The 24,544-nt window shown below is 67.3% G+C and carries 24 protein-coding genes and 1 pseudogene; 7 read left to right on the forward strand and 18 right to left on the reverse strand.

Going from position 1 to position 24,544, the window contains the following annotated elements:
• Positions 1 to 190: 190 nt before the first annotated feature.
• The gene (locus tag ACWPXK_RS10245) at positions 191 to 727 is read right to left on the reverse strand and encodes a sugar O-acetyltransferase (RefSeq protein WP_454195823.1); all 537 of its coding nucleotides are present in this window, start codon (positions 725 to 727) and stop codon (positions 191 to 193) included.
• 258 nt (positions 728 to 985) lie between these two features.
• Here ACWPXK_RS10245 and ACWPXK_RS10250 point away from each other — a divergent pair, with 258 nt between their 5' ends.
• On the forward strand, positions 986 to 2,053 hold the full coding sequence (locus tag ACWPXK_RS10250) for an ADP-ribosylglycohydrolase family protein (RefSeq protein ID WP_454195824.1): 1,068 nt from the start codon (positions 986 to 988) through the stop codon (positions 2,051 to 2,053).
• Between the two features lie 19 nt (positions 2,054 to 2,072).
• On the opposite strand, the gene ACWPXK_RS10255 is transcribed toward ACWPXK_RS10250, so the two are convergent.
• A complete protein-coding gene (locus tag ACWPXK_RS10255; RefSeq protein ID WP_454195825.1) occupies positions 2,073 to 3,005 on the reverse strand; it encodes a LysR family transcriptional regulator in 933 nt (310 codons plus the stop codon).
• Between the two features lie 134 nt (positions 3,006 to 3,139).
• Here ACWPXK_RS10255 and ACWPXK_RS10260 point away from each other — a divergent pair, with 134 nt between their 5' ends.
• Complete coding sequence (locus ACWPXK_RS10260; protein ID WP_454195826.1) at positions 3,140 to 4,612, forward strand: MFS transporter; 1,473 nt, start codon at positions 3,140 to 3,142, stop codon at positions 4,610 to 4,612.
• Between the two features lie 92 nt (positions 4,613 to 4,704).
• Here ACWPXK_RS10260 and ACWPXK_RS10265 read toward each other — a convergent pair whose 3' ends face one another.
• Positions 4,705 to 5,325 carry a TetR/AcrR family transcriptional regulator gene (locus ACWPXK_RS10265; protein ID WP_454195827.1) on the reverse strand — a complete coding sequence of 207 codons (621 nt, stop codon included), beginning with the start codon at positions 5,323 to 5,325 and terminating at the stop codon, positions 4,705 to 4,707.
• Positions 5,326 to 5,403: 78 nt separating this feature from the next.
• On the opposite strand from ACWPXK_RS10265, the gene ACWPXK_RS10270 reads away from it, so the two are divergent.
• Positions 5,404 to 6,831, forward strand: a complete 1,428-nt coding sequence (locus tag ACWPXK_RS10270; RefSeq protein ID WP_454195828.1) for an MFS transporter — start codon at positions 5,404 to 5,406, stop codon at positions 6,829 to 6,831.
• A gap of 53 nt (positions 6,832 to 6,884) precedes the next feature.
• Here ACWPXK_RS10270 and ACWPXK_RS10275 read toward each other — a convergent pair whose 3' ends face one another.
• Positions 6,885 to 7,838: an alpha/beta hydrolase gene (locus ACWPXK_RS10275; protein ID WP_454195829.1), complete on the reverse strand. Its 954-nt coding sequence runs from the start codon at positions 7,836 to 7,838 to the stop codon at positions 6,885 to 6,887.
• A gap of 473 nt (positions 7,839 to 8,311) precedes the next feature.
• Here ACWPXK_RS10275 and ACWPXK_RS10280 point away from each other — a divergent pair, with 473 nt between their 5' ends.
• The gene (locus ACWPXK_RS10280) at positions 8,312 to 10,051 is read left to right on the forward strand and encodes an IPT/TIG domain-containing protein (RefSeq protein WP_454195830.1); all 1,740 of its coding nucleotides are present in this window, start codon (positions 8,312 to 8,314) and stop codon (positions 10,049 to 10,051) included.
• 123 nt (positions 10,052 to 10,174) lie between these two features.
• Here the strand turns inward: ACWPXK_RS10280 and ACWPXK_RS10285 are convergent, their stop codons facing one another.
• The 7 genes from ACWPXK_RS10285 to ACWPXK_RS10315 all read right to left on the reverse strand — a co-directional run bounded on the left by ACWPXK_RS10285 (position 10,175) and on the right by ACWPXK_RS10315 (position 15,505).
• Positions 10,175 to 11,146, reverse strand: a complete 972-nt coding sequence (locus ACWPXK_RS10285; RefSeq protein WP_454195831.1) for an alpha/beta hydrolase — start codon at positions 11,144 to 11,146, stop codon at positions 10,175 to 10,177.
• 38 nt (positions 11,147 to 11,184) lie between these two features.
• Complete coding sequence (locus tag ACWPXK_RS10290) at positions 11,185 to 12,114, reverse strand: NAD-dependent epimerase/dehydratase family protein (RefSeq protein ID WP_454195832.1); 930 nt, start codon at positions 12,112 to 12,114, stop codon at positions 11,185 to 11,187.
• 281 nt (positions 12,115 to 12,395) lie between these two features.
• Positions 12,396 to 12,809 carry a DUF6463 family protein gene (locus ACWPXK_RS10295; RefSeq protein WP_454195833.1) on the reverse strand — a complete coding sequence of 138 codons (414 nt, stop codon included), beginning with the start codon at positions 12,807 to 12,809 and terminating at the stop codon, positions 12,396 to 12,398.
• Positions 12,809 to 13,354, reverse strand: a complete 546-nt coding sequence (locus tag ACWPXK_RS10300) for a TetR/AcrR family transcriptional regulator (protein ID WP_454195834.1) — start codon at positions 13,352 to 13,354, stop codon at positions 12,809 to 12,811. Before ACWPXK_RS10300 ends, ACWPXK_RS10295 begins: the two co-directional genes overlap by 1 nt.
• 224 nt (positions 13,355 to 13,578) lie before the next feature.
• Positions 13,579 to 14,100, reverse strand: coding sequence for a DoxX family protein (locus tag ACWPXK_RS10305; RefSeq protein ID WP_454195835.1), 522 nt, complete (start codon positions 14,098 to 14,100; stop codon positions 13,579 to 13,581).
• Entirely contained in the window at positions 14,100 to 14,546 is a 447-nt protein-coding gene (locus ACWPXK_RS10310) for an ABA4-like family protein (RefSeq protein ID WP_454195836.1), read from the reverse strand. Before ACWPXK_RS10310 ends, ACWPXK_RS10305 begins: the two co-directional genes overlap by 1 nt.
• A complete protein-coding gene (locus ACWPXK_RS10315; protein WP_454195837.1) occupies positions 14,543 to 15,505 on the reverse strand; it encodes a hypothetical protein in 963 nt (320 codons plus the stop codon). The genes ACWPXK_RS10310 and ACWPXK_RS10315 overlap by 4 nt, the downstream gene beginning before the upstream one ends.
• Before the next feature lie 108 nt (positions 15,506 to 15,613).
• Here ACWPXK_RS10315 and ACWPXK_RS10320 point away from each other — a divergent pair, with 108 nt between their 5' ends.
• Positions 15,614 to 16,273: a MerR family transcriptional regulator gene (locus tag ACWPXK_RS10320; protein WP_454195838.1), complete on the forward strand. Its 660-nt coding sequence runs from the start codon at positions 15,614 to 15,616 to the stop codon at positions 16,271 to 16,273.
• A gap of 66 nt (positions 16,274 to 16,339) precedes the next feature.
• Here ACWPXK_RS10320 and ACWPXK_RS10325 read toward each other — a convergent pair whose 3' ends face one another.
• Complete coding sequence (locus ACWPXK_RS10325; RefSeq protein ID WP_454195839.1) at positions 16,340 to 17,560, reverse strand: IS110 family transposase; 1,221 nt, start codon at positions 17,558 to 17,560, stop codon at positions 16,340 to 16,342.
• 226 nt (positions 17,561 to 17,786) lie between these two features.
• Here ACWPXK_RS10325 and ACWPXK_RS10330 point away from each other — a divergent pair, with 226 nt between their 5' ends.
• Both ACWPXK_RS10330 and ACWPXK_RS10335 read left to right on the forward strand, forming a co-directional pair.
• Positions 17,787 to 18,353 carry a type 1 glutamine amidotransferase domain-containing protein gene (locus ACWPXK_RS10330; protein WP_454195840.1) on the forward strand — a complete coding sequence of 189 codons (567 nt, stop codon included), beginning with the start codon at positions 17,787 to 17,789 and terminating at the stop codon, positions 18,351 to 18,353.
• A 190-nt stretch (positions 18,354 to 18,543) separates the two neighbouring features.
• Positions 18,544 to 19,008, forward strand: a complete 465-nt coding sequence (locus tag ACWPXK_RS10335; protein WP_454195841.1) for a PaaI family thioesterase — start codon at positions 18,544 to 18,546, stop codon at positions 19,006 to 19,008.
• 249 nt (positions 19,009 to 19,257) lie between these two features.
• Here the strand turns inward: ACWPXK_RS10335 and ACWPXK_RS10340 are convergent.
• The 6 genes and pseudogenes from ACWPXK_RS10340 to ACWPXK_RS10365 form a co-directional block, all read right to left on the reverse strand.
• Positions 19,258 to 19,590, reverse strand: a pseudogene (locus ACWPXK_RS10340) (transglycosylase family protein); the annotation flags it as partial.
• Positions 19,591 to 20,157: 567 nt separating this feature from the next.
• Positions 20,158 to 21,207: an ABC transporter ATP-binding protein gene (locus tag ACWPXK_RS10345; RefSeq protein WP_454195842.1), complete on the reverse strand. Its 1,050-nt coding sequence runs from the start codon at positions 21,205 to 21,207 to the stop codon at positions 20,158 to 20,160.
• Positions 21,204 to 22,016 (reverse strand): molybdate ABC transporter permease subunit, encoded by an 813-nt coding sequence (gene modB, locus ACWPXK_RS10350; protein ID WP_454195843.1) that lies wholly within the window; start codon positions 22,014 to 22,016, stop codon positions 21,204 to 21,206. Before modB ends, ACWPXK_RS10345 begins: the two co-directional genes overlap by 4 nt.
• Positions 22,013 to 22,777: a molybdate ABC transporter substrate-binding protein gene (gene modA, locus ACWPXK_RS10355; protein ID WP_454195844.1), complete on the reverse strand. Its 765-nt coding sequence runs from the start codon at positions 22,775 to 22,777 to the stop codon at positions 22,013 to 22,015. Before modA ends, modB begins: the two co-directional genes overlap by 4 nt.
• A 5-nt stretch (positions 22,778 to 22,782) precedes the next feature.
• Positions 22,783 to 23,181, reverse strand: a complete 399-nt coding sequence (locus ACWPXK_RS10360; RefSeq protein WP_454195845.1) for a TOBE domain-containing protein — start codon at positions 23,179 to 23,181, stop codon at positions 22,783 to 22,785.
• Between the two features lie 52 nt (positions 23,182 to 23,233).
• Entirely contained in the window at positions 23,234 to 24,481 is a 1,248-nt protein-coding gene (locus tag ACWPXK_RS10365; RefSeq protein ID WP_454195846.1) for a PucR family transcriptional regulator, read from the reverse strand.
• Between the last annotated feature and the right edge of the window lie 63 nt (positions 24,482 to 24,544).

The following is a 24,544-nucleotide window of genomic DNA, read 5'->3' on the forward strand; positions in this document are numbered from 1 at the left end:
CGGCCTCGATCGCCCTGCGTGCTCTCGATCCGGACGCGAATCCGAACCTCGACTGCGCCTTCAACCCGTGGATGATCGGAGGCGCAAGTCACTGAGCCACTGAAGCTTTCGCCCCGGATCTTGTTCCGGCTGTGCCGCGCCGCTCACCCAGAACGGCCGCGCCGGCGCTGCCGAGAACCAGACACCGGGCCTATAGCTGCCGGATGACCCGGCACGGATTGCCTGCGGCGAAGACGCGCGCCGGCAGATCCCTGGTGACGACACTGCCGGCGCCGACGACGGTGTTCGCGCCGATCGTGACGCCGGGGCAGACGATGACTCCGCCGCCGAGCCACACGTTGTCGCCGATCTCGATCGCAGCGGCGGTCTCCCAGCGTTCACGGCGCAGTTCATGGTCCTGCATAGGATGCAGGGCCGTCAGTAGCTGGGCCCGAGGACCGATGGATACGTCATCGCCGATGACGACCGGAGCGCAGTCCATCACGATCGCGTCATAGTTCAGAAAGCTATTGCGGCCCAGGCGGATCAGATAGCCATAGTCACACTGGAACCGCGGCATGATCCACGAGCCCGCACCGATGGCGCCGAGCAGCTTCTCGAGGATTTCGCGGCGTTCGTCGTCCTCGCCCGACCGCGTCGCATTGAAGCGATCCAGGAGCTCCTGACAGGACCGGCGCTCGGCAATCAGTTGCGGATCGTTGTCGCGGTAGAGCTCACCGCGCAACATACGGTCCTTGTGTCGTCATGGAACGATCCTGTCCGATCTTGATGATCGCGGCACCACCGATATCCGAGCCGACGGACGGCGGGCACGCGCTAATCTGCTGTCCTCCAACGTAATTGGTCGGACCGCCACCGCTTCCCGCGAGGTGTGCCCCGACCGCCCTACTCGGAGGAACGCGGGCTGTCCGGCCCGGACGTCGAGGGCTGCGATGGTCAGTTCCGTGCGGACTGGATGCGATGATGGGGTCTTGTGGTGGATTACATGACGGTTTTCGACCGGGTCAGGGGTTCTCTGCTGGGTGGGGCGGTTGGTGACGCGCTCGGGTGGCCCATCGAATTCCTGCAGCTGAAGCAGATTCGCCAACGTTACGGGGCCGAAGGGGTGACGGGTTTTCTGCCGCAACACGTCGCGGGTGCGCCGCAGCAGATCACCGATGACACCCAGATGACCTTGTTCACCGCTGAAGGGCTGTTGCGGTCGGAGCCGGGCGCTGATCCGGTGCCCGCGTTGCGCCGGGCGTACTTGCGCTGGTTGCAAACCCAGCGACAGGACGAGCCCGCGGCACAGGCGGATGGGTGGCTGGTGAGTCTGCCGTTTCTCTACGCGGTCCGCGCGCCGGGAAATGCGTGCATGTCGGGGCTCGGCCAGCAGGCACGGGGATACCTCGCACCGCGTCCGATCGGTGCGGCCGGTCGGGTGAATCCGCAGTCGAAGGGATGCGGCACGGTAATGCGGTCCGCGCCGTTCGGGCTCGCCGGGCTGGGGCCTGATCGTGCTTTCACCGCCGCCGCACGGGCCGCGCAGTTGACCCACGGGCATCCAACCGGATACATCGCCGCGGGTGCGTTCGCGGCGCTGGTTGATCGCGTGCTGAGCGGTGTCGAGCTGCCGATCGCGGTGCAGCAGACGGTCACTCAGCTCACGGAGTTCCCCGCGAGTGAGGAGACGACGGCCGCGCTGACCCGAGCCGTCGAGCTGTCCGAGCAACCGGCCGCCGCCGAGCTGGTCGAGCAGGTCGGCGCCGGATGGGTCGCCGAGGAGTGCCTGGCCATCGCGGTGTACTGCGCGCTGCACGCCGCGAAGACCGGTGATGTGCGTGCGGCGCTGCTGCTGTCGGTCAACCACTCCGGTGACTCCGACTCCACCGGTGCGGTTGCCGGTAACTTGATCGGTGCCGTCCATGGTGTTTCGGCGCTGCCGTTGGACTGGGCCGGCGCGGTCGAGGGACGCGATGTGCTGGTCCAGGTCGCCGACGATCTCGTCATGAACTTCGCGATCGGCGATCGGTCCGCCCTCAGCGCCCGGTATCCGCTCGACGAGGGTCTGTGAAGATCGGCAGCGATCAGGGCTAGGAGACGTCGCGTTCGCTACCGGTCTCTCCCGGTTCGGTCCGCCGTCGACACACGTCGAGCACGCGGCTGCGCAGCCACCGGTGAGCCGGGTCCGCGTCGAGCCGGGCGTGCCAGAGCAGTGACACCGTCACCTCCGGGGCGCGGAAAGGCAACTCGAAGGAGTGCATTCCGCGCCGGAGGTTGGTGGTGTGCCGCCCGGGGACGGTGGCAACCAGATCGGAGGCTCGTGCCAGAGCCAAGGCGGCGCTGAAGCCGTCCACCACGGTCACGACTTCCCGCTGGCGTCCGGTCGGGCGTAGTGCCTCGTCCACCAGCCCCTCGGTCAGCCCGCGTCGTGAGACGTGCACATGCCGTGCCGACGCATACCGGTCGGTGGTGACTTTCCCGGTACTCAGCGGATGCTCGCCGCGCACCACACCGATGAACCGGTCGGTGAACAGCGGGCTGCTCACGATGTCGGGAGGCGGAGCCTGCTCTATGACGCCCGTCTCCAAGTCGACGCTGCCATCTCGCAAGGGACCGACGTCTTTCTTCGTCTTCTGCACGAAACGCAGCCGCACTCCGGGTGCGTCGGCCCCGACCTCGGCCACCAATTCGGGTCCGAACCTCTCGACGAACCCATCGCTGCTGCGCACGGTGAAAGTTCTCTTCAGGGTCGCCAGGTTCAGCTCCGCCGCCGGCCGCAGGACCTCTTCGGCCGCGCGGACCAGGCCGTGGACCCGATCGCGGAGTTCCAGGGCGCGGGGCGTGGGCACCAGTTCTCGGCCGGCCCGCACCAGGAGTGGGTCGCCAGTGGCTCTCCGCAACCGAGCGAGCGCGCGACTCATCGCGGACGGGCTGAGCGCGAGTCGTTCCCCCGCCCTGGTCACGCTGCCCTCCTCGAGCAGAACATCCAGGGTGACCAGCAAATTCAGATCGGGCCGCGCCATGCGCCCACGATCTCACAAATCAGCCATACCTGGCGTCGCGTGCACAAATACCTTTCCATCTTTGCGTCTTCCGCCAGGTCATGTGGAGACCTACCGTCCATGACGACCCCATCGACCCCAAGAAGAGGACACCCGTGAGATCAGCAACGCCTCCGGGCCCCGAAGCTCAGCAGGCCTCGCCTGCGCGACGTCCACCACTGGGCTGGACGCTGACCGCCCTGTCGTTGTCCATGCTGCTGCCCTCGCTGAGCATCAGCATCGCCAACGTCGGCCTGCCCGCCATGGCCGTGGCATTCGACGCTTCCTTCAACGAGGTCCAGTGGGTCGTGATCGCCTATCTGCTGGCCATCACGACACTGATCGTCGGGGCAGGCCGACTCGGTGACCTCACCGGCCGGCGTCGCCTCTTGCTCGGCGGTATCACGGTGTTCACGATCGCGACGCTGCTGTGCGGTCTCGCCCCGAATCTGGTCTCCCTGGTCGCGGCCCGGGCGCTGCAAGGCGTCGGTGCCGCGTGCATGATGGCGCTGACCATGGCTTTCGTCGGTGAGACCGTGCCAAAGGACCGCACCGGCAGCGTCATGGGGCTGCTCGGAACGATGTCGGCGGTCGGCACCGCGCTGGGACCCTCGGCCGGTGGAGCTCTCATCGCCCTCTTCGGCTGGCGCGCGATCTTTTTCCTCGTTGTGCCGCTCGGGCTGCTCGCGCTCATGCTCACGATATGGGTGCTGCCCGCCTCCGCACCGGTAACGAGTTCCGCGCGACGGCGTTTCGACGTCACGGGTACCGCGTTGCTGGCGATCACCCTGGGCGCGTACGCGTTGGCCATGACAATCGAAGGAAATGATTTCGGCCCACTCGCCATCGGATTGCTCATCGCATCCGGGGCAAGCCTCGGCCTGTTCGTGCTGGCCGAGAGCCGTGTCGCCGCCCCGCTGCTCACTCTGTCGATGTTCGGTGATCGCGTGCTCGCCGCCGGTCTGACGACCAGTGCGCTGGTCTCGACCGTCATGATGACCACCCTCGTCGTCGGCCCATTTCACCTCGGCCTGGCACTCGACCTCGATCCGGCCGTCGTCGGGTTGGTGATGTCGGCAGGCCCCGCGGTGTCCGCCCTCACCGGTGTCCCGGCCGGACGCGCCACCGATCGCTTCGGCGCCGAATTCATGGTGGTCGCCGGGCTCTGTGGCGTCATCGGCGGCACCACGGTGCTCGCTGTGATGCCGACGGCCGCAGGCGTTCTCGGATACACCCTGCCTTTGGTCCTCACGACTGCCGGATACGCGATATTCCAAGCGGCCAACAACACCGCGGTGATGAAGGACGTCTCCGCGGACCAGCGTGGCCTGGTGTCGGGCATGCTGAATCTGTCCAGGAACCTGGGTCTCATCACCGGCGCATCGGTCATGGGGGCGGTCTTCACGTTCGCGGTCGGCACGAGTGATGTCACTTCGGCCGCCTCGGCGGAGGTCGCCAGGGGAACTCAGCGGGTCTTCGCCCTCGCGGCTCTCCTCGTGACCCTGGGACTGGCCATGGTCCTGTGGCTGCGCATGCCCCGGCGCGACGCGCACCGGCCTGCACCCGACCGGAAGAACCAAGGGGAATAGCCCAACTCACCGCTCCTCGGTGCCGGGAATCGGAACATCCTCCGGCGCATCATCTCCGGGCGGCACGACCCGCAGATCCGCATGCGTTCCCGTCAGGGCAGCAGTTGCCGGGTGAGCGCGTCGGTGGCCCAGTCTTGCCAGTCCTGGCTGGTCCAGCCGCGTTCGTGGACGAGTAGGTGGTAGGTCTCGGGCGCGAGGACGGCCAGGGCGATGTCGGCGGCGCGCTCGGGATCGATTCCCGCGCGGAGGGCGGTCTTGGCGGCCAGGGCCTCGCTGAGGCGTAGTTGCACCGTATGGCGCTGGGCGATGTTGGTCTGCCACAGCTCGGCCAGTTCCGGATCGGTGGCCGCGGCCGAGCGGACCGCCTCCAGCAGGGGAGTGACCCTGCCCAGGATCGCGCCTGCCGCGGCCACCTGAAGCCGGATCTGTTCGGCCGCAGGTGCATTCACGGCCTCGGCGAACCAGGGGCGGTCGAGCGTGGCGATGGGCTCGGTGTCGCCCGCGATCTCGACGTCGAGCAGCTCGGTCAGAATCGCGCGCTTGGTGGCGAAGGTGAAGTACAGGGTCTGCACGGCCATTCCGGCTTCCTCGGCGATGGCCTTCATGGTGGTCGCGGTGTAGCCGCGGGTGGTGAACAGTTCCCGCGCGGCCGCGAGCATGCGGGCGCGGTTGGCTGAGGTCCGAGCGGCGCGCACTCCGGTGTTCTTCGGCATAGATCACATGTTACTTGACTGGAGTGTGACTCTAGTGGAATATTTCGCTAGACCTATGCTCTAGCGAAAGGGAAAGCGATGGGTGGGAAAGGGCGTTTGCGACTGCTGCTGATCACCGTTGTCGAGCTGGTGATCTTCTTGGACACCACGGTGTTGAACGTGGCGCTACCCGAGATCGGCAGGCACTTCGACCTGGGTGAAGCAGGACTGGGCTGGGTGACCAACGCCTATCTCCTCGCGTTCGGCGGGTTCATGCTGTTGGGTGGTCGTGCGACCGATCTGTACGGTCCACGTCGCATGTTCGGCATCGGGTTGGCGGTCTTCACCGTCGCCTCGGCGCTGGCCGGATTCGCGAACACGGCGTGGCTGCTGATCGCCGCGCGGGCCTTGCAGGGTGTCGGTGCGGCCGTGGTGATTCCGGCACAGCTGGCCCTGCTGACCGCGGCGTTCACCGAACCCGCCGCGCGCCGCCGGGCATTCGGCGTGTGGAGTGCGATGGGCGCGGCCGGTGCGGCGATCGGCACCGCGGTGGGCGGTCCGCTGACGGACGCTTTCGGCTGGCCGTCGATCTTCCTGATCAACCTGCCGGTCGGTGTGCTGGCGCTGGCGCTGCTCCGATCGCTGCCCGCGGATCCGCCCGCCACGGAACGGGCCGACGGGCGGCTCGACGTGCCCGGTGCCCTCACCGGAACGGCCGCGCTGCTGATCATCGGATACGCGATCGGGGCGTGGGGCGATCCCGGTACCCGCGTTCCGGCCACGGCCCTGCTCGGTCTCGGCGTCGTCCTCTTCGCCGCTTTCCTGGTCATCGAGATGCGCAGCCCGCACCCGCTGATGCCGTTGCGGCTGTTCGCGATTCGCCAGGTGACCGGTTCCTCGGCGGTGAACGCGCTCGTCGGTGCGGCGCATGTTCCCGCGTTCGCGCTGCTCGCGCTGTATCTGCAGAACTCCCAGGGCTACAGCCCGACATCGTCCGGCTTGGCGGTGCTGCCCGTCGCGGTGGTCAACATCGCCGTCTCCCGCACGCTGATCCCGTTCGCGCTGGCGCAGATCGGCCCGCGCGGCGTACTGGCTGCCGGAATGGCGTTGCAGGCCGCGGCACTGGCCTGGTTCGCCAGGCTGCCCGACCACGTGTCGTACGTCCCGGACGTGCTGCCCGCGGCGATCGTGTTCGGCATCGGGCTACCCGCCGCCTTCGTCGGTGTCACGGTCCCGGCCGTCACCGCGGTGGACGAGGCCGATCGCGGCATCGCCGCGGGTGTCGTGAACACCGCGCAGCGCGTCGGCTCCGGGATCGGTGTGACCGCAGTGCTGCTGCTCGCCCAAACGGTGACCGAAAGATCCACGGGAAGTGCGGCCTTCGTCGACGGTATCCGTGCCGGTTTCGCCACCGCCGCCACGCTGGCGCTGCTCGGCTGCCTGCTCACGGTCCTGCTGCTGCGTGTTCGGCGAACCGATTCTGCTGCGGCACAGGGCAGCGAGGCCGCACCGCCCACCCAGCGCTGACCGCAGGAGCCGAGATACGCACGCCTGCCTCGGTTCGCCCCACGCGGCGTCTTTCACGCGCCGAGCGCGCGGGCCAGGTGTGGCCAGGAATCGTGCAGGTCCGTCTCGAACTGGCCCCAGGTGTGCGAGCCCTCCGGACGGTTGACATGGATCGCGGGAAGGCCGAGATCGGCGAGACGGTCCGCGAAGGCCGCCGTGCACGAGCTCGCGATCGCCTCGATCGGCGGGAACGGCAGCCCGCCTCGATCGATCTCGCCGGGAGTGCCGGAGGCGGCGGACAGGTAGATGGTCTTCCCGGCGAGAGCGGACGCATTGGCGAACGCGTCGTGGACCCGCCAGATCGCCTCGCCGGGTGCGCCCCACATGTTCGCCGGGTTGCCCCCGCCGCGAATCACCTGCGCGCTGACCATCGCCACGCCGGCGGCATCCGCTGCCCAGGGGCACCCACTGTAGGCCGCCACGGCGCGGTACGTATCGGGTGCTTGGATCGCGAGGTCGATCGCGGAGGCCGCGCTCATCGAGACTCCCGCGATCGCGTTTCGTCCGGTCGCGCCCAGCTCGTGGTCGAGGGTCGCCGGAAGTTCTCGCGTGAAATGGGTCTGCCACCGGTTGCGGCCGACCGCTGGGTCATCGGCGAGCCAGTCGGTGTACATGCTGTAGGCGCCCCCGAGCGGCATCACCACGTTGACATGCTTGTCGGCGAAGAACTCTCGGACGTCCGTGTCGTCCCACCACGAGATCCCGTCGACACCACCACCGATGCCCGTGAGCAGGTACAGCGTAGGCGCGGGTCCGCCGCCTGCGGCCCGGATCACCCGATGGGTGACCACACGATCCATCGCGGGCGAGTAGACATCGATCTGCGATACGGAACCACCGAGGGAAGTCCGGCCGACCACGTGCGCTCGCGTGGGGGTGGCTTCGGCAGGGTTGACGGAGAACACGGACGCCGCAACAGCGGTCGCCAGCGCGCTGAGCAGCGCGCCCAAATACTTTGAAGCACTCACGATTACGTTGTACCCATCCGTCGGCGATGCACTCGACACATCAACCGCGCATGCATCTGGTCAGAGACGGCTGAGCGCGAAAGAACCTCCGGTGCAACAGGTCCGTTGTCGGTGCCGTGCCACAGACATCCGGCAGTGCCCGAGCTCATCGCAAACGCCACGAAGCTCGAACCGCCGAGACTGTGGATAGACTCTTGCCCTGCAAGGTAATTCGGCAGCAAATTTGCACTACGCCGCTCCCCACGGTACCGAACACCGACTACCCGACTACCTGCCGAATGTTGTCGATCACGCATCAGCCGTGAACGCGCGTGTGTCGTCAACTCGCGACAGCAAATCCGAAAACGGACGAAACCGGAACGGAATACGCATTGCCTCGGCACTGGTCCAGGGCAGTTAATGGTGTAGAGCCGGGCGCCTAAAAGGTTGCGCACCCCCCGGTGCAGAGGAACCAGCAACAAGGAGGCAGCACTATGCCTACTATCACTTCTGTATCACCGACCTCGGGGCCGACCTCCGGGGGCAACAACGTCGTCATCACCGGTACCGGGTTTGCATTCATACCGACCACGGTGCGATTCGGTACCACCGCAACCACTTTTACGATGAATTCCCCTACGCAGATAACGGCGGTCGCTCCGTCGGGAACGGGTACGGTACAGGTCACCGTCACCAACGCGGACGGAACGAGTAATGGGGTTCCCTATTCCTACGTTCAGCTTCCCCAGTTGACCTCGCTCAGCCCCACCCAAGGGTCGCCCGCTGGGGGGACGACCGTGACTCTTACGGGTGTGGGTCTGTCGGGTACCACGGCGGTGAATTTCGGTGCCACTCCCGCGACTTCGTTCACCGTCGTGTCGGATAACCAGGTCACGGCGGTAGCTCCCGCCGGTGCAGGTACGGCGCAGGTGACGGTCACGACCGCGTTGGGTACGAGTAACGCGCTTCCGTTCACATATACGGGGGCTCCGGTAGTTCCCACGGTGGTTTCGATCAGTCCGACCTTGGGGCCGGTGAGCGGCGGGGCCCTGGTTACCTTGACCGGTATGGGATTCACGGGCGCTACCGCGGTGAATTTCGGTGCTACTCCGGCGACGTTCTACACCGTGTTCTCCGATTCGTTGATCATTGCGGTTGCTCCGCCCGGAACGGGGACGGTGCCGGTCACGGTGACGACAGCGGCTGGGACGAGTGCCGGTGTTTCGTTCACGTATGTCCCGGTTCCCACGCTGACTTCGATCGTTCCGACCTCGGGTCCGGTGACCGGCGGGACGACGGTCACGTTGACCGGCACGGGGTTCACGGGTGCGACAGCAGTGCTTTTCGGCTTTCTTCCGGCGACGTCGTTCACCGTCGTGTCGGATACGCAGATCACCGCGGTCACTCCAGTGGGCTTCGGTACCGTGCAGGTCAGGGTGATCACCCCAGGTGGTATCAGTAACGCGGTCAACTACACCTATGTGCTGCCGCCGATCCTGTTCTTCTCGAGTCCGCTGTCGGGACCGCAAACCGGCGGGACTACCGTGACTCTCACGGGTGTGGGCCTGTCGGGTACTACGGCGGTGAATTTCGGTGCCACTCCAGCGACTTCGTTCACCGTCGTGTCGGATAACCAGGTCACGGCTGTGGCTCCGCCCGGGACGGGTACGGTGGCGGTGACGGTCACCACCGCGTCGGGTACGAGTAACGGGCTTCCGTTCACGTATGTGGGAGCTCCGTTAGTCCCTTCGGTGGTTTCGATCAGTCCGAGTTCGGGGCCGGTGACCGGCGGGGTCGTGGTTACCTTGACCGGTACGGGATTCACGGGTGCTACCGCGGTGAATTTCGGTGCTACTCCGGCGACGTTCTACAGCGTGTTCTCCGATTCGTTGATCGTTGCGCTTGCTCCGCCCGGAACGGGGACGGTGCCGGTCACGGTGACGACTGCGGCTGGTACGAGTGCCGGGATTTCGTTCACGTATGTGCCGGCTCCGACGCTGACTGCGATCAGTCCGGTTTCCGGGTCGGCGTCCGGAGGGACTACGGTCACGTTGGCCGGTACGGGGTTCACGGGCGCCACTGCGGTGTTGTTCGGTGCTACTCCGGCGACGTCGTTCACAGTCAACTCGAATTCGCAGATCACCGCGGTCGCTCCAGCGGGCCTCGGTACCGTGCCCGTCACGGTTGTCGGCCCAGGCGGTGTCAGCGCTGGGGTGTCCTACACCTACAGCTGATGGCACCGCCCGCACGGGCCTCGGCCTGAGCGTATGGGCGATCACCGAAGGGACCGACTCCAATTCGCGAGCCGGTCCCTTCGGCTGCGTAGTCGTTGCGGCAAGGATGCCCCGGAGGGCGTATCAGTCGACAGTGTTCCGGTCGACCCGCAGGGCCCGATCGAGGAATTCGAGGACGGTCTCGGTGTAGGTACGCGGTTCGGTCTTCAGTCCGGCCAGGTGTTCGACGTCGGCCAGTATGCGGGCTCGGAATCGTGGGTAGCGTCCGGCGAAGGATCGGACCGAGCCGGGCGAGACGATCTGATCGTCGCCACCTGAGATGAGTAGGGCTGGAACGCGTTCGAGGGCTGGTGTCGGAGCCGGAGGCCAGTCGACACCCAGCATGAGCAGCGCGGTGGCGCTCATCGAGGCGGCCGTGACCTTTCCGGCGGGGCCCGCCGAGAAGAGGCCCGGCAGTGGCAACGCGCCGGCGCGGAGGAAGCTTTCGAAGATCTCGCGTCCGTCGTCACCGGGTCCGCTGTCGCAGACGATGGCGTCTACCGAGAACTCGTGTCGGGTCAGCGCGTTCACCGACGGAAAGGTCGAGAACGAGAAACCGTACAACGCGATCTTGGCCGAACGGTAGGTCGGCGATCCACGCAGCGCCGACACCACGGAAACGATATCGGTGGTGAAATGCTCACCGACCCGGCGGAACCGGCGATCGGCGCTACTGGCGCCATGGTTGCGGTGGTCGAACAGGCACACCGTGTACCCGGCTTCGTGGAGGAATTTCGCGTGGGCGAGCGACGCCGACTTGCTCAGCCCGACGCCGTGACCGAGCACCACGACCCGATCGGCATCGCCCTCGCACAGCCACAGGTGGATGTGCTTTCCCGGCGCGAACTCGACCGTCCGTTCCGTCGCGTTCAGCCCGAAATCTTCCGGAGAACGGTGGTGCTTGCGCCGCGGCGGGTGATACATGCGGAAGGCCAGCACGGCACCGAGCAGAGCGCCCACCGGGGCCACCGCAAGCGACAACACCCTGCGCGACACCGACATCGCCGACACGGCCGGATCGGTCGCTGCGATCTGTTTCGTAGCTGGTGGATTCATTGCTCCTCGGCTTTCGCGTAGTTCGGATCAGGGCAGGGTCAGCGGGATTCCGTCATGGCGGCGAGGCCGTCGTGCACCGACGGGAATTGCGGTGTCCAGGCGAGTTCGTCCTTCGCCTTCGCGTTCGAGAGCCGGATCCGGCTCCGCACCATCAGGGCGTACATGTACGGAAGCGGACGAAGAAACAGGGCGGGCACCCGTAGTGGCGGCGGCGCCGCGGCGGCCGCGGCCAGCGCCTGGACGTACTCGGCGAACGGCAGCGGATGATCGTCGGCGATGTTGTATGCCGCGCCGGGCCGTCCGTGTTCGAGAGCCGCGACGGTCGCCGCCGCGGCATCCGCGATGTGGATCGGCGACGTCGTACCGCCGGGCAAGACGATCGGCAGCCGACGGGCACGGGCCATGTCCATCAGCGTTCGGGTACTCGGTTCCGGCCCGTAAAACAGCCCGTAGCGCAGCGCGATCCCTTCGATGCCGTGGGCGTTGCGCACCTGCTGCTCGTTGGCGCGCATCGACCGCGCATGTCGTTCGAACTCGCCGCGGGCGGGTGGGGCGAAGGGCGCCTCCTCGGTGACCGGTTCGTCCCCGTGATCGTGATAGCCGTAACCGAGGAAGAAGGATTGTGTGACGAAACGCCGCGCGCCGAGCTCTTCGGCGGCGCGGAGCAGATTCGCGGTGCCCTCTTCGCGCAGGGCGTCGGTGGCGTAGAGGTCACGATGCCTGCGCGGCAGGGTGGACAGCGCGGTTGCTTGGTGGATCACCGCGTCGGCGGTGCGCCCGTCGACGGCTCGCAGCAACGCCTGCCGATCCATGACGTCGACCACCAGCGCGGATGCACCGGCACGACGCACACGCCGCGCGCCGGTCGTCGACCGTGTCAGCGCCGTGACGCTGTGACCGGCGGCCAGCAGGAGGGGGAGCAGCTCTGATCCCAATGTTCCGGTCGCTCCCGCGAGCACAACCCTCATGGGGGAGTCCTTTCGATCTCGTGCGAATCGGTTATCGATCAGCCCGGCAGGCACGTCTGGCCTCGGTTGCCGACCAAGTGCCGGTACGGGCGTGGCGGTGAATTTCGAGAGCGGTATCGGCGGAGGCGACACGCCGCAGTGATCCGCATCCAGCGCGCGACAGCGCTACCCCGGTTACGTGCGGCGAATGACGCGATGACCGCGGGTCGGAGAAGCGGCTGAGCCGGGGGAGATATCGCTAGGCCGAGCTCTGAAGAGTTGTGCAGGAAGAGAAGTCGGAATCAGGTCCCGTGTGGCCGACCGGCGACCAGCTCCTTGCCTGAGCGGCGCGCGGCTCCCATCGCCACCGCCCCGATGGCCAGGATCAGCCATCCGCCCGTGACGGGAAAGTAGATGGCGGTCAAGGGAATTCCGATCGCGATCATGTACCACCCGACGTGGGCGGGAACGCGGCCGGTGGCGGCCAGAGCGTCGCGTGTGAGCGTGCCGATGGACAACAGTGCGATTCCGCACATCATGAACCACACGCTGGCGTCGCGCGCGAAGTAGTCCGGATCGTCGACATCGGCGGCGGTCGCCCAGAACCCTTCGCCCGCGATGCCCGCCCAATCGTTGGGCTGGACGAAAGCCCACACGAAATGGATGGCGGCCGTCGCGAAGATCAGCCGTGGTACCCAGGGGCCGAGTGCAGACATCACTTCTCCTTCTTCGTCGCCAGTCGCCTGACGAAGGCATAGATCTCGGCGAGGTCCTGCGGGGGCAGCGGCGGAATCACCTGCTGCGCCCCGATCAGCGCGAGGTAGTAGAGGCGCGCCAAAGGCTCTGTCTCGTCGCCGTATTCGCCGATATCGCGCAGCAGGGATGCGACGTAGTCGACTCGCCGCTGGTCCACGCGCTGGTGGAGTTGGTACACCTCGGGATCTTGCATCGCCCAGGCACGCATCGCGATCTCCACCGCGCGCTCGGCTTCGTGATCCGCGAGGATGCGATTCCGCAAGCGAGTCAGCTTGTCGTGCGCGGGGGCATCACCCTGTTCCGCTTCGGCGATGTAGCGGCCGGTGAATTCGCTCTCGAAATGCTCGAGCAGGGCCGTCTTGTACCCCGACATGCCCCGGAAGTGGTGGTAAAACGACCCTTTCGTCAGTCCGAGGTCGGCGCACAAACGATCGACCGTCAGTGCGCGCGCTCCGTCCTTGGCCAGCACCGCGAACCCCGCGTCGAGCCAATCCCGCTTGGCCATCGGAACCTCCTCTACCGCCGATGTCCATACCATACCGTATGGGATGTCCGATTGGGTGTGCGCTCGGTCACCGCTGGCCTGGCGATAGGCCAGCGGTGTCGGTCGATCCGGGCGCTCCGGAATCGAGACAGGCGGTCGACTTCATGGCTTCCGGCCGTTGACAAGTACGACGCACCGGAATCACCGAGGTCCGCTGGGCGAGCCACGTGCGGTCATGGTTGCCGTCAGGCGATCACGTGGTCGCCCGCGATTCGCGTACGGTCTCGTCGCGGGAGCCGCAGCACTCCGGCTGCCCACAGGGCGACGCCGATGTACAGCACCTGCTCGGGGATTCGCGCCCACAGCGGTGTCGCGGGCGCGCCATTGAACGGCACGTCGGAGACGGCGGCGTGGATATTGGCGGGCAGCATCACGACGAACAGCGCGACGAGCCCGAGTCCGGCGGGTCTGCGGGTTCGCGTGCGGAACAGCCCCAGTGCGCCGAGCAGTTCCAAGACCCCGGTCAGATAGATCATCAGGCTGGGGAGCGGCACGAACGGCGGCACCATGGGGATGAAATCCGCGTGTGTGGGCGCGGGGGAGTCCGCGAATGCCTCGGGAAGGAAGTGCGTGGTGCCGGTCATGATCAGCATCACGCCGAGGGCGTATGCGGCACAGGTGGGCCAGTCGGTGAACCGGCGAGCGCCGAGTGCGCCTGCCGCGCGCAGCAAGAGCAGCGTGGTCAGGAGAACGAGCAGGGTTTCCATCATGCCTCCATGGGGACGGATCGGTTGGGCGCCGGAGCTTTGGTGAGCCGGATGAGCAGGTAGAGCAGGACGCCGATCGGCGCGAACAGGATGGTGAGCACCAGCAGTGGGCTGATCAGTAGTGACGGCAGACCGCGAGTGCGGCTGTCGAGGAAGATCCATCGTCCGAGGAACAGATCGAATCCCACGAAGTGTGCCCAGGCTGCCGCCGCGCCGGTTCCGTCGCCCAGGATGCCCTGCAGCCCCGGCAGATTCGGGTTGATCAGTGCACCGGCGAATGCGCCGAACTCGGGGGCGACCAGTGCCGTGTAGATGATCAGCGGTGGAAGACAGATGAGCGGTGACGCGACCACAGCGCTTGTCCGCTCCCATCTCGGCGCCAGGATCATCAGGGCCCAGAACGGCGCGGCGAACCAGAAGGTGAGGTCGAAAAGAAGGTTCGTCATCGGCTGGCACCTACCGGTGCGCGTTCCGCTACCACCGGTTTCGGTCGCAGTGCCGCAGCCGCCGAACCTGCGGCGGCAATTGCGATCACACCGAAGGCCACCAGCGTCGCCGCATCGGGATGCACCACCGACTGCCCCCGCAACGCCTGCCAGGTGAGCACCGCGAGCACAGCGCCATAGGTCGTCGCGGCGATCTTGACGAGCGTTCTTCTGGTCTCCATTGATCGCAGTACCGGCATCCACCGCGCCGCCAGTTCCACCGCGAGCAGAACCAGGGGAATCACCTGCAACGCGTGCATTCCGAGGAAATGCGGAATCCGCAGATCGCCTCCGGCGGTGCTCCAGCCGAGAATCGGCAACCCTGGTCCGCCATCGGGAAGTCCGACGGTGTGGGCCCCGCTGATCGAGCCGCCCGCGGCCTTCTGTTCCGGCGTTTCCCGAAGCATCAAGAACCCCAGTGCTGCGCCTGCGAGGGCAAGCACGGTGCCCCACCGGATCGCCGTGTTGCGGGCGTGGTCGGCCGTCGGATGGACGAACAGCACCACCGACACGACCAAAGTGGCGATCCAGACCACCACGATCGATGAGCCCATGATCTCCCACAGCGCCGCGTTCAACGGCGTCGTGAAATTGAAGTGACTGGTGGTACCCCGCACGCTCTGGGTCACGATGATGACCAACTCCAGCGCGAGGCCGAGCGCCGCGATCGTGCCCGCCCACCACGCGGTCCGGCGCCAGCGGGTGAGCTGGGCGATCAACCATGCCCAGGTCACGGCGTAGATCAGCACGGAAAGGGCGAACTTGGCCGATTTGGCCCAGATCGGCAGACCGGTGAGGGTGCGATCGTCGACCACCATGCCCGCGATCGACCAGACGACGAGCAACGCCATCGCTACGGCGAGCAGCATCAGCGGGCGATGCCAGGAGAGAGCGGGATAGCGCTGGAAGAGGGCGGTCACGAGTCGCAGCCTTTCGGAAGATGAGCTATCGATAGTTGCACTATCACCATGATTATGGATAGCTGTACTCTCCACTGTCAATACATGGACCGAGACCGAGGTACTCCGATGCGGATCGCCGAACTCAGCCGCGTCAGCGGCGTTTCTGCCGCGACGATCAAGTACTACGTGCGCGAGGGGCTGCTGCCTCCGGGCGTGCGAACCCATCGCAACCAGGCGGAATACAGCGACGACCACGTCAGCCGCCTGCGGCTGATCAGGGCGCTGCTCGATATCGGCGGCCTGTCCATCGAGGCGGCCAAGGAATTGCTCGCGGTGCTCGACAGCGGCAGCCTGTCCGCGCGCGACTCACTCGGCCACGTCCAGTACGCGCTGGGCGGGCGTAGGTCGCCGGTCGGTGACGAGCAGCGGGACGCGGCCGCCCGAGATGTCGCCGCCCTGCTCGACCGGCGGGGCTGGCGAATCCACGAAGACAGCCCTGCTCGCGGCACCCTCGTCGACGTCTGCGCCGCCCTGCGCCTGCTCGGTCACGCCGACGTGGTCGCGGCGATGGACGAGTACGCGGGCGCCAGCGAAGCCATCGCCGCCACCGACATCGCCCTGGTCGGCAACGAACGCGGCCTCGAGCGGATGACCGAAACCGCGATCGTCGGAACGATCCTCGGCGACACTCTGCTCTCGGCATTGCGCCGCCTGGCTCAGGAACATCTCTCCAGCACGCTGTTGCCGCCGCGCGAGGCCACGTCTTCCGCCTCCGGCGAGGTTTAGCCGCGACGTCGAGCGGCATGTCCGAAGTAGGACCATTTCCGATCGAAAGGAATCTCAATGACGATGTCAAGCCGCAGTGGGGACCTGGTTGATGCTCGGGGGCTTGGTGTCGAAGGGGCGGTTGTCGCGCAGCAGGGCCCACAGCACGTCGACCAGGCGTCGGGCCAACGCTAGGAGGGCTTGGGTATGAATGAGCCGTTCGGCGCGTTTGCGCTGGTAGAACGTTCGCGAGGGCCCCTCGTTCTTGATCGAGGACAAGGCGGCCATGAAGAACACACGCCGCAGCCTGCGGTTGTAGCGTTTGGGCCGGTGCAGGTTGCCGCTGATCCGGCCGGAGTCGCGCGGAACCGGCACCAGCCCGGCGTAGGAGGCCAACCGGCCCGGCGTGGTGAACTCGGCCAGGGCGTCACCGCCGGTGCTCACGAGGAACTCGGTGCCCAGGTGCGGGCCCATGCCGGGCAGCGACTCGATGATCCCCGCCTGCGGATGTTGCCGGAATCGGGTGGTGGTCTGCTTGTCGAGGTCTTTGATCTCGCGGTCGAGGTCGAGCAGCTTGCCTGCGAGCCGTTTGATCAGCGCGGCGGTGGTGGCCTCGCCCGGCACGGCGATGTCCTGGGTTCCGGCCGCGGCGACCGCCTGCGCGGCCATCGCGCCGATCCCTTTGCGCCACGCCCCATTGTCGGTGAGATATGTTGTGACACCGTTGATTCCGGCGTTGCGGATCTCGGCCGGGGTGCACAGTCCGGCGACCAGGATCAGCGGCGAACGCGTCGAGTAATCGAACGCGGCCTCCAACGCCGGGAAGATCGCGGCGAGCATGGCGCGCAGCTGGTTGACTCCACGCACCCACTCGGCCATCAGGTCGGTGCGGTAGCTCGACAGCTGGGTCAGCTCGGCGATCAGTTCGTCGGGTGCGGTCACCGGTTGCAGATCCGAGCGCATACGGGCGGTGTCGGCGATGACGCGGGCGTCCTTGGCGTCGGTCTTGCCCTCACCGCGGAAGATGCCGGTCATGGTGGCCACCATGCGGCCGGGCACGTACACCACCGACTCACCGGCGGCCAGCAGCACCGTGATCAGCAGCGCGGCCAGTGGGCTGGTCAGATCGATCGCCCACCGCAACTCGATCCCGGTCTTGCGAGCGCGGTCGATCACCGCCTCGATCGCCCGCTGATCGTTGGCGAGTTTGCCCGACCAGCACACCTTGCCGTTCTCATCGACCACGCACACATGGTGGCCGGCCTTGCCGACATCGATACCGACCCAGATCCGTTGGCGCAGCGCCACTCTCACACTCCAGTTCACCCAACCGAAGCCCGTGGACAACCCCGCCATCAGGTCCCTAACCAGCGACGAACCGCATCAGATCTCAATCAGTGGCCGGAGCGTCCAGCACGGTGGGGCAGCCATTCCTTCCGAGCCACAACAGAAGCAAGCGCCACATCAGCTACACCCCACCGTCCTGGGCATCCAGGGCACCAACCCCAGACACCTACAACTTAGGGAATCGCTCATGACCGATCAGCTCGACGGCACGAGGGTCCTGATCATCACCTCGAACATCGGGGTGGAGCGGGACGAACTTTTGGTGCCGCGCGATGAGTTGCGCAAGCGGGGCGCGCAGGTCACCCATGCCGCGCCCAAGAACGAACAGGTGCAGACGTTCCGGCACGACGTGGACAAAGACACTGTCGTGCAACCGGATTCGTCGCTGCACGAGGTCTCCGTGGACGACTTCGACGTGCTCGTGGTGCCCGGTGGCACGGTGAACGCGGACAAGCTGCGGGTCACCGACCGGGCGGTCGAGCTGGCCAAGGAGTTCGCGGGTGCGGGCAAGCCGATCGCCGCGATCTGTCACGGCCCCTGGCTGCTCGTGAATGCCGAACTGGTCCGCGGTAAGACGCTGACCTCGTACTTCACCTTGCGCGCCGACCTGGTCAACGCGGGTGGTGCGTGGGTCGACGAACCGGCGGTCCGCTCCGCGGAGGACGGCTGGACCCTGCTCACCTCACGCAACCCGGGCGACCTGCCCGACTTCATCACCGCCATCACGCGAGAACTGGTTCCCGCCTCGCGCTGACGTGACGAGACCGACGGGGCGAGCAACCGCTGGTCGCGCCGACCAACCCCGGGTCGCAAGTATTGGCAATGCGCCAATACTCTGTTGACGCGGCTGACGAGGGCCTACGCTTCGCTGAGGTCCACCGAGGTGGCCGTGGCAGAGACAACGAGGTGCTGGCCACCTCCGGTGTGAAGGGATGGTCGCGCGGATGAGCGACGTCGATACGCCTCCGTTCAAGGATGTCGTCAACGGGGCATTGGAATTCACCATTCCGATCGCGCACAAGATGGGCGTACAGGCAGTCGAGGTGCGGCGCGGTTTCGCGGCCACCTCGGTGCCCGCCGAGGGCAACGGCAACCACTTCGGCGTGATGTACGCGGGCGTGCTGTTCACCGTCGCGGAGATCCTCGGCGGCGCGATCGCCATCGCCACCTTCGACACCGCGGCGTTCTATCCGCTGGTGAAGGACCTGCACATCTTCTTCCGCAAGCCGGCCAAGACCGACGTGCGCGCGGAGGCGACGCTGTCGGAGGACGAGATCGCGCGCATCACCGCCGAGGCCTCCGCGAACGGCAAGGCCGACTTCACCTTGCGGGCGGTGGTGACCGACGCCGACGGCGTGGTGGTCGCCGAAACCGAGGGGCTCTATCAGCTGCGGGCACACGGGAAGTAACGGCACTGCGGCGCCAGTGGCGCGCGCCCTGGTCGGGCGGGCCTGCGCCCCGTTACCGGGCCGCGATCGGACTGAGGAGATCCGGTACCGAAGACAATGGCGAATCCTCGCGTGAGATATCCGGATCCGGCTCGATAATTGAATTGCGAATTGCGGACGCACCGAGTGAATACGGCGATCGGCAGTGTCGCTATGAAATAGCCCGGCGCCTACCGCATTGCACGGTAGGCGCCGGATCACGCATCATCAGAGGTAGGAGCCGCACACGGGCCAAGCGCCCGGGCCCTGGGTGGCGAGCACGTTCTCCGCGACGCGGATCTGCTCAGCCTTGCTCGCGTTGGACGGGCGGCCGGTGCCACCGTTGGCCTCCCAGGTGCTCTGGGTGAACTGCAGACCACCGGAGAAACCGTTGCCGGTGTCGGTGCTCCAGTTGCCACTGCTCTCGCACTGTGCGACGGCATCCCAGTTGTGGCCGGACGCGGTGGCGGTGGCAGTGGACAGAGCGAACGGAACGGCGACGAGGGCGCCGAGAGCCGCGGTGAAGCCGAGGACACGAGTGGTGAATTTACGGTTTTGCGACATGTGGATTCCCGCCTGCGCCCACCGACTCGGCGAAGTTCGCCGCGTCCCTGCCCCCAGGTGATGTCGGGGATACTCGAACCGCGGGACAGGGTTTCCGGCGTTCAGCGATTCGAGCTCGATCTCGGTGTTGCTCCGAGCCGTGACCGACGTTAGCGGAGAAGTCGCGACAGATCACGTGTCGATAACGTCCGAATAGCGTGAACCACTGGTCGAGAGTAATAGCCATACTCGCTGGTCGATTGCGGGAAACACGCCGATACGGATCTGCTGTTATGACTCCGTTATGTGATGGAGATCACCGCGAAATCGTGAAACGGGTCGCATTTCCGCAGGTCTGAGCGGTACGCAAGAAGCGCATTCGCGTTCGCGCGGGCGCTCTCGCTGGAGCCGCAGGCGTCTGAAGTTCGATTCGTTATCCGCGCCGCCCGGCCGGGATGGTCCCGTGATCTCACACGGCAGACTGCGCCACTCACCCGGACCCGGTCGCCTGCCCGGGCGATCACGACGACCGATACCACGGCGTTACCGGCTGGCCGAGCACCGGCCATGTCGTCCAGAGGCACGTTCTCAGGCGGGGTAGGTGTGTGTTTCGGTGGCCTTGACCGCGGCCCACAGTCGCATGCCCGGCCGTAGGCGCAGCTCCGCGACGGTGGCGGGCGTGACGTCGGCGAGCACGGGCGGATTCCCGTCCAGGCGGACCCGGATGGTGTGGGCGTGCTGCTCGATACCGGCGATGGTGACGGGCCAGCTGTTGCGTGGGCTGCCCTCCGGGGGCGCGGGGTGCAGACCGACCGCCGTCGGCGGGAAGGCGATGTGAACCGGTCCTCGGCCGGGCTCGGCCACGGTGAAGACGCCGCCGTCGGCGAGCTCGACCGTGGTGCCGCGTGCGGTGCCGCGATAGAGGTTGAGGCCGACCAGGTTGGCGACGTAGTCGGAGCGCGGACGCCGGGCCACTTCGGCGGGCGGGCCCTCCTGCACCACGGCGCCGTGTTCGATGATCACGAGGCGATCGGCGAGAACCATCGCATCGAGCGGATCGTGCGTGACCAGCACGGTGTGACCGGGGTAGTCGGCGAGGTGGTGGGCGAGATCCGATCGGACCCGTGCACGCGTACTCGCATCCAGCGCGGCCAGCGGCTCATCGAGCAGCAGCAGCGCCGGGTCGGTGGCGAGCGCCCTGGCCAGCGCGACTCGCTGGGCCTGGCCACCGGACAAGGTGCGCGGTTTGGCCCCGGCCTGCTCGGCAAGGCCGACGCGGCGCAGCCAATGCGCGGCGCGGTCGCGTGCCGCGGCGCGACGATGTCCGCGGGCGCGCAGGCCGAACGCGACGTTGTCCAGCGCGTTCAGATGCGCGAACAGCAAGTAGTCCTGGAAGACGACGCCGACCCGGCGATGCTCGGCAGGCAGGAACACCTTCGGTGGTGCGTCCCAGGTGTCGCCGTCCAGGCGGATCGCTCCGCCGGTGAGTGGCGTCAATCCGGCCAGCGCGCGCAACGCCGTGGTCTTGCCCGCGCCGTTGGGCCCGAGCAGGGCGATCACCTCGCCAGCCGTGACGTTCAGCGGGATGTCGAGCCGGAACCGCTCCCGGCTGACCCGCAGATGCGCTTCGAGCGTCATATCGCACCCCGGATCCACCGCTCCCGCAACGCGACCAGCACCGCCACCGAAACGGCGAGCAGCACCAGACTCAACACGATCGCGTCGTCGGGATCGGTCTCCAATGCGAGGTAGACGGCCAGCGGCATCGTGGTGGTCCGCCCGGGGAAGTTGCCCGCGAACGTGATGGTGGCGCCGAATTCGCCGAGGGCCCGCGCCCAGCACAACACCCCGCCCGCGACGATGCCCGGCAGTACCGACGGCAGCGTGACCCGCCGGAATGTCAGCCAGCGTGACGCGCCGAGCGTCGCGGCCGCCTCCTCGAACCGCGGATCGGCCGCCCGCAGCGCACCCTCCACCGAGATCACCAGGAACGGCATCGCCACGAAGGCTTCCGCGACCACCACGCCCGCGGTCGTGAACGGCAGTGCGACGCCGAACCATTCGTACAGGTACCGGCCGACCAGCCCGCGCCTGCCGAGCACGAGGAGCAGGGCCACGCCGCCGACCACCGGCGGCAACACCAGCGGCACGGTGACCAGCGCCCGGATCAGCCCACGCCCCGGCACCTCCCCGCGGGCCAGCAGCCAGGCCAGCGGAATGCCGAACACCAGGCAGAGCACCGTGGCCAGGCTCGCGCACAGCAGCGAAAGCCGCAGCGCCTGGCCGACTTCGGCGGTCGACAGCCGATCGGGCAGGGTTCGCCACGGCGCCCGCAGCAGCAGCCCGAGCAGCGGGACGACCAGGAATGCCAGCGCACACAGTGCGGGCAGCACCAGAACGAGCGGTCGTCGTCCCGACGGTGCCCGGCGCCGCGCCGATCGGATCACGGTGTGTCGAATCCCGCCTTCGCGAATACCGCCCGCGCCTCCTCGGACCGGACGAACTCGACGAACGCGGCCGCCGCCGCGGCGTTCGGCGCGTGCGCCAGCGGCGCGACCGGGTAATCGTTGACCGCCTTGTCGGCCTCCGGGAAGGCGATGCCCTCCACCTGGCCGCCGCCCGCTTGCACGTCGGTGCGATAGACCAGGGCGGCGTCGACTTCGCCGAGCTTCACCTTGGTCAGGACCGCTTTCACGTCCGTCTCACGGGTATCGGGCTCGGGGTTGATGCCCGCCACCTGGAAGACCGTCTCGGCGGCGGCCCCGCACGGCACCTGCTCGGCGCACAGCGCGATCTTCGGCTCGGTCTTGCCGAAGTCGGCCAACCCGGTGATCCGGCCGGGATTGCCCTTGGGTACCGCGATCTCCAGCCGGTTGCGTACGAACGTGGCCGGGACGGCGGTCACTTCGCCTTTGTCCACGACCTGCTGCATGTTCTTCGGCGCGGCCGAGGCGAAGACGTCGGCGGGGGCGCCCTGGATGATCTGCTCGGCCAGCGCGGAACTGGCGCCGAAGCTGTAGACGACCCGCACTCCGGGGTGCGCGGCCTGGAACCGGGTGCCGAGTTCGGTGAACGTCTCGGTCAAGGAAGCGGCGGCGAACACCGTCACGGTGCCGCCGATCCCGTCCGGACCGGCGGGTCCGGCCTGGTCCGTGCCGCAGCCCGTCAACGCCACAGCCGCGGCCGCCACGCTCAGCGATCGAATCATCCTGGTCAACTTTCCGGTACCTCCACCACGACGTGCGTCGATTTGACCGACGCCACCGCGACGCTGCCGACCTCCAGTCCGAGTTCGTCGACCGATTCCCGGCTCAGCAGCGAGACCAACCGGAACGGGCCGGCCTGCATCTCCACCTGCGCCATCACGGTGTCTTTCACCACCCGCGTGACGATGCCGCGCAGCCGATTGCGTGCCGACGCGGCCACGGTGACGCCGGGCTCCGGCGCCTCCGCGTTGGCCCGGAGGAATTCGGCGAGTTCCCGGCCGCTGACGCCTTTGCGCCCGCTGTCGAGCTGGACGGCGGTCAGCTTGCCCTGATCGATCCAGCGCCGCACGGTGTCGTCGCTGACCCCCAGCAGCGCCGCCGCCTCACTGATCCGCAAATTCGACATGGAGAGCAGTTTATTTCCGCATCTGCGGAAAGCAAGAGCGAGTTTCCGCGCGCTAACTCTGGCCGGAGCCGGTCGGCTGGCCCGGATACAGGCGCTGGATCGTCAGCGCGGCGGCCAGCAACCGTGAGTCGTGCGGATCGGTGGGATCTATACCGGTGAGTTCGGCGACGCGACGCAAGCGGTAGCTGAAGGTGTTGGGGTGCACGTGGATCTCGGCGGCGGCGGCCTTGCGGTCGGAGCCGTGACGCAGGTGCGCGTCGAGCGCTTCGAGCAGGTGCGGGCTGTCCAGAATCGGGGCGATGCGCTCGGCCAGCCGGGCGCGGGCGGTGCCCGGTCTGGTGAGCTGGTATTCCAACAGCAGGTCGTCGAGCTGGTAGACACCCGCGGGACGGCCGAGCAGCCGGGCGAGTTCGGCGAGGTCGGTGGCTTCCTTCGCGGTTTGCGGTATGGCATTCATCGGCACCGAGGGGTACTCGGCGAGGAAAACCGGCACGCCGAACTGTTCGGTCAGCTCCGCGGCCAGCCGCGCGTAGCGCGTGTCGTCGAGCTCGGCGTCGGAGGCGCTGGGCAGCAACGCGATACCCGTCCAGCCGTCGAAGGTGGCCAGCGTCGTCGTGCCCGCGAGGGCGTCCAGTGCGCGGTGCAGGATGCGGATGCGGCGCCGGCCCACGAGCGTCGCGACGGTGCTCGGCTGGTCGTCGTGCCGGATGTGGATCGCGAGCACGGTGTAGTGCTCCGCCAGGGCGGTGTCCGCCCTGGCTGCCAGCTCCGCGGCGGGCAACCCGTGCAGCAGCGCCGAGCACAGCGCGCGCCGTGCTTCCCGTTCGGCGTTGTAGATGGACTGCTCGACCTCGGTGTAGGTCTCCACGACGGTGATGTTGATCTGCATCAGCAGATCGAGCAGGCGGCTGCCGATCAGGACGAGGTCGTCGAGCTCCTCGCGGGAAGCCAGAGCCGCGGCCTCTTTCAGCACCGACTGCGCGGAACCGTGAATGGCCTCGATCAGGATGGGCAGCGGAAACCGGTCCTCGGCATGCCGTTCGGCCACCGGGGCGACGAACGTCGCGACCTCGGCCTTGGTGAAGCTGCGCTGTTCGCCGATCGCCTGGAGCACCGCGCGGCCGCAGGCGTAGATCGCGGGCAGCACCTCGGCGGTGAAATGCCCCTCCGGCAGATCGGCGGCCGGTGGGGTGGTGCCGAGCCCCGCGGCGAACATGCGCTCGGCGATCTGCGGCCAGCGGGTGAGCAGCCGGGCAACCAAGGGGGCATCACCGGCAACCGGGGACAACGCGACGGACATGGGCCGATTGTTTCCGACCACACAACCTGCGGCAAGGTTCTGCGAGGCAGCGCCCGAATTTTG

Source organism: Nocardia sp. Marseille-Q1738 (assembly GCF_965283145.1).

Coding starts and splice junctions, on each gene's coding strand:
- ACWPXK_RS10365 (WP_454195846.1), bottom strand. CDS start 24,481: ATGTCCGTCGCGTTGTCCCCGGTTGCCGGTGATGCCCCCTTGGTTGCC.
- ACWPXK_RS10250 (WP_454195824.1), top strand. CDS start 986: ATGACGGTTTTCGACCGGGTCAGGGGTTCTCTGCTGGGTGGGGCGGTT.
- ACWPXK_RS10345 (WP_454195842.1), bottom strand. CDS start 21,207: ATGACGCTCGAAGCGCATCTGCGGGTCAGCCGGGAGCGGTTCCGGCTC.
- ACWPXK_RS10245 (WP_454195823.1), bottom strand. CDS start 727: ATGTTGCGCGGTGAGCTCTACCGCGACAACGATCCGCAACTGATTGCC.
- ACWPXK_RS10305 (WP_454195835.1), bottom strand. CDS start 14,100: ATGGAAACCCTGCTCGTTCTCCTGACCACGCTGCTCTTGCTGCGCGCG.
- ACWPXK_RS10300 (WP_454195834.1), bottom strand. CDS start 13,354: ATGGCCAAGCGGGATTGGCTCGACGCGGGGTTCGCGGTGCTGGCCAAG.
- modA (WP_454195844.1), bottom strand. CDS start 22,777: ATGATTCGATCGCTGAGCGTGGCGGCCGCGGCTGTGGCGTTGACGGGC.
- ACWPXK_RS10330 (WP_454195840.1), top strand. CDS start 17,787: ATGACCGATCAGCTCGACGGCACGAGGGTCCTGATCATCACCTCGAAC.
- ACWPXK_RS10285 (WP_454195831.1), bottom strand. CDS start 11,146: ATGAATCCACCAGCTACGAAACAGATCGCAGCGACCGATCCGGCCGTG.
- ACWPXK_RS10270 (WP_454195828.1), top strand. CDS start 5,404: ATGGGTGGGAAAGGGCGTTTGCGACTGCTGCTGATCACCGTTGTCGAG.
- ACWPXK_RS10295 (WP_454195833.1), bottom strand. CDS start 12,809: ATGTCTGCACTCGGCCCCTGGGTACCACGGCTGATCTTCGCGACGGCC.
- ACWPXK_RS10310 (WP_454195836.1), bottom strand. CDS start 14,546: ATGACGAACCTTCTTTTCGACCTCACCTTCTGGTTCGCCGCGCCGTTC.
- ACWPXK_RS10290 (WP_454195832.1), bottom strand. CDS start 12,114: ATGAGGGTTGTGCTCGCGGGAGCGACCGGAACATTGGGATCAGAGCTG.
- ACWPXK_RS10335 (WP_454195841.1), top strand. CDS start 18,544: ATGAGCGACGTCGATACGCCTCCGTTCAAGGATGTCGTCAACGGGGCA.
- ACWPXK_RS10265 (WP_454195827.1), bottom strand. CDS start 5,325: ATGCCGAAGAACACCGGAGTGCGCGCCGCTCGGACCTCAGCCAACCGC.
- ACWPXK_RS10280 (WP_454195830.1), top strand. CDS start 8,312: ATGCCTACTATCACTTCTGTATCACCGACCTCGGGGCCGACCTCCGGG.
- ACWPXK_RS10255 (WP_454195825.1), bottom strand. CDS start 3,005: ATGGCGCGGCCCGATCTGAATTTGCTGGTCACCCTGGATGTTCTGCTC.
- ACWPXK_RS10360 (WP_454195845.1), bottom strand. CDS start 23,181: ATGTCGAATTTGCGGATCAGTGAGGCGGCGGCGCTGCTGGGGGTCAGC.
- ACWPXK_RS10320 (WP_454195838.1), top strand. CDS start 15,614: ATGCGGATCGCCGAACTCAGCCGCGTCAGCGGCGTTTCTGCCGCGACG.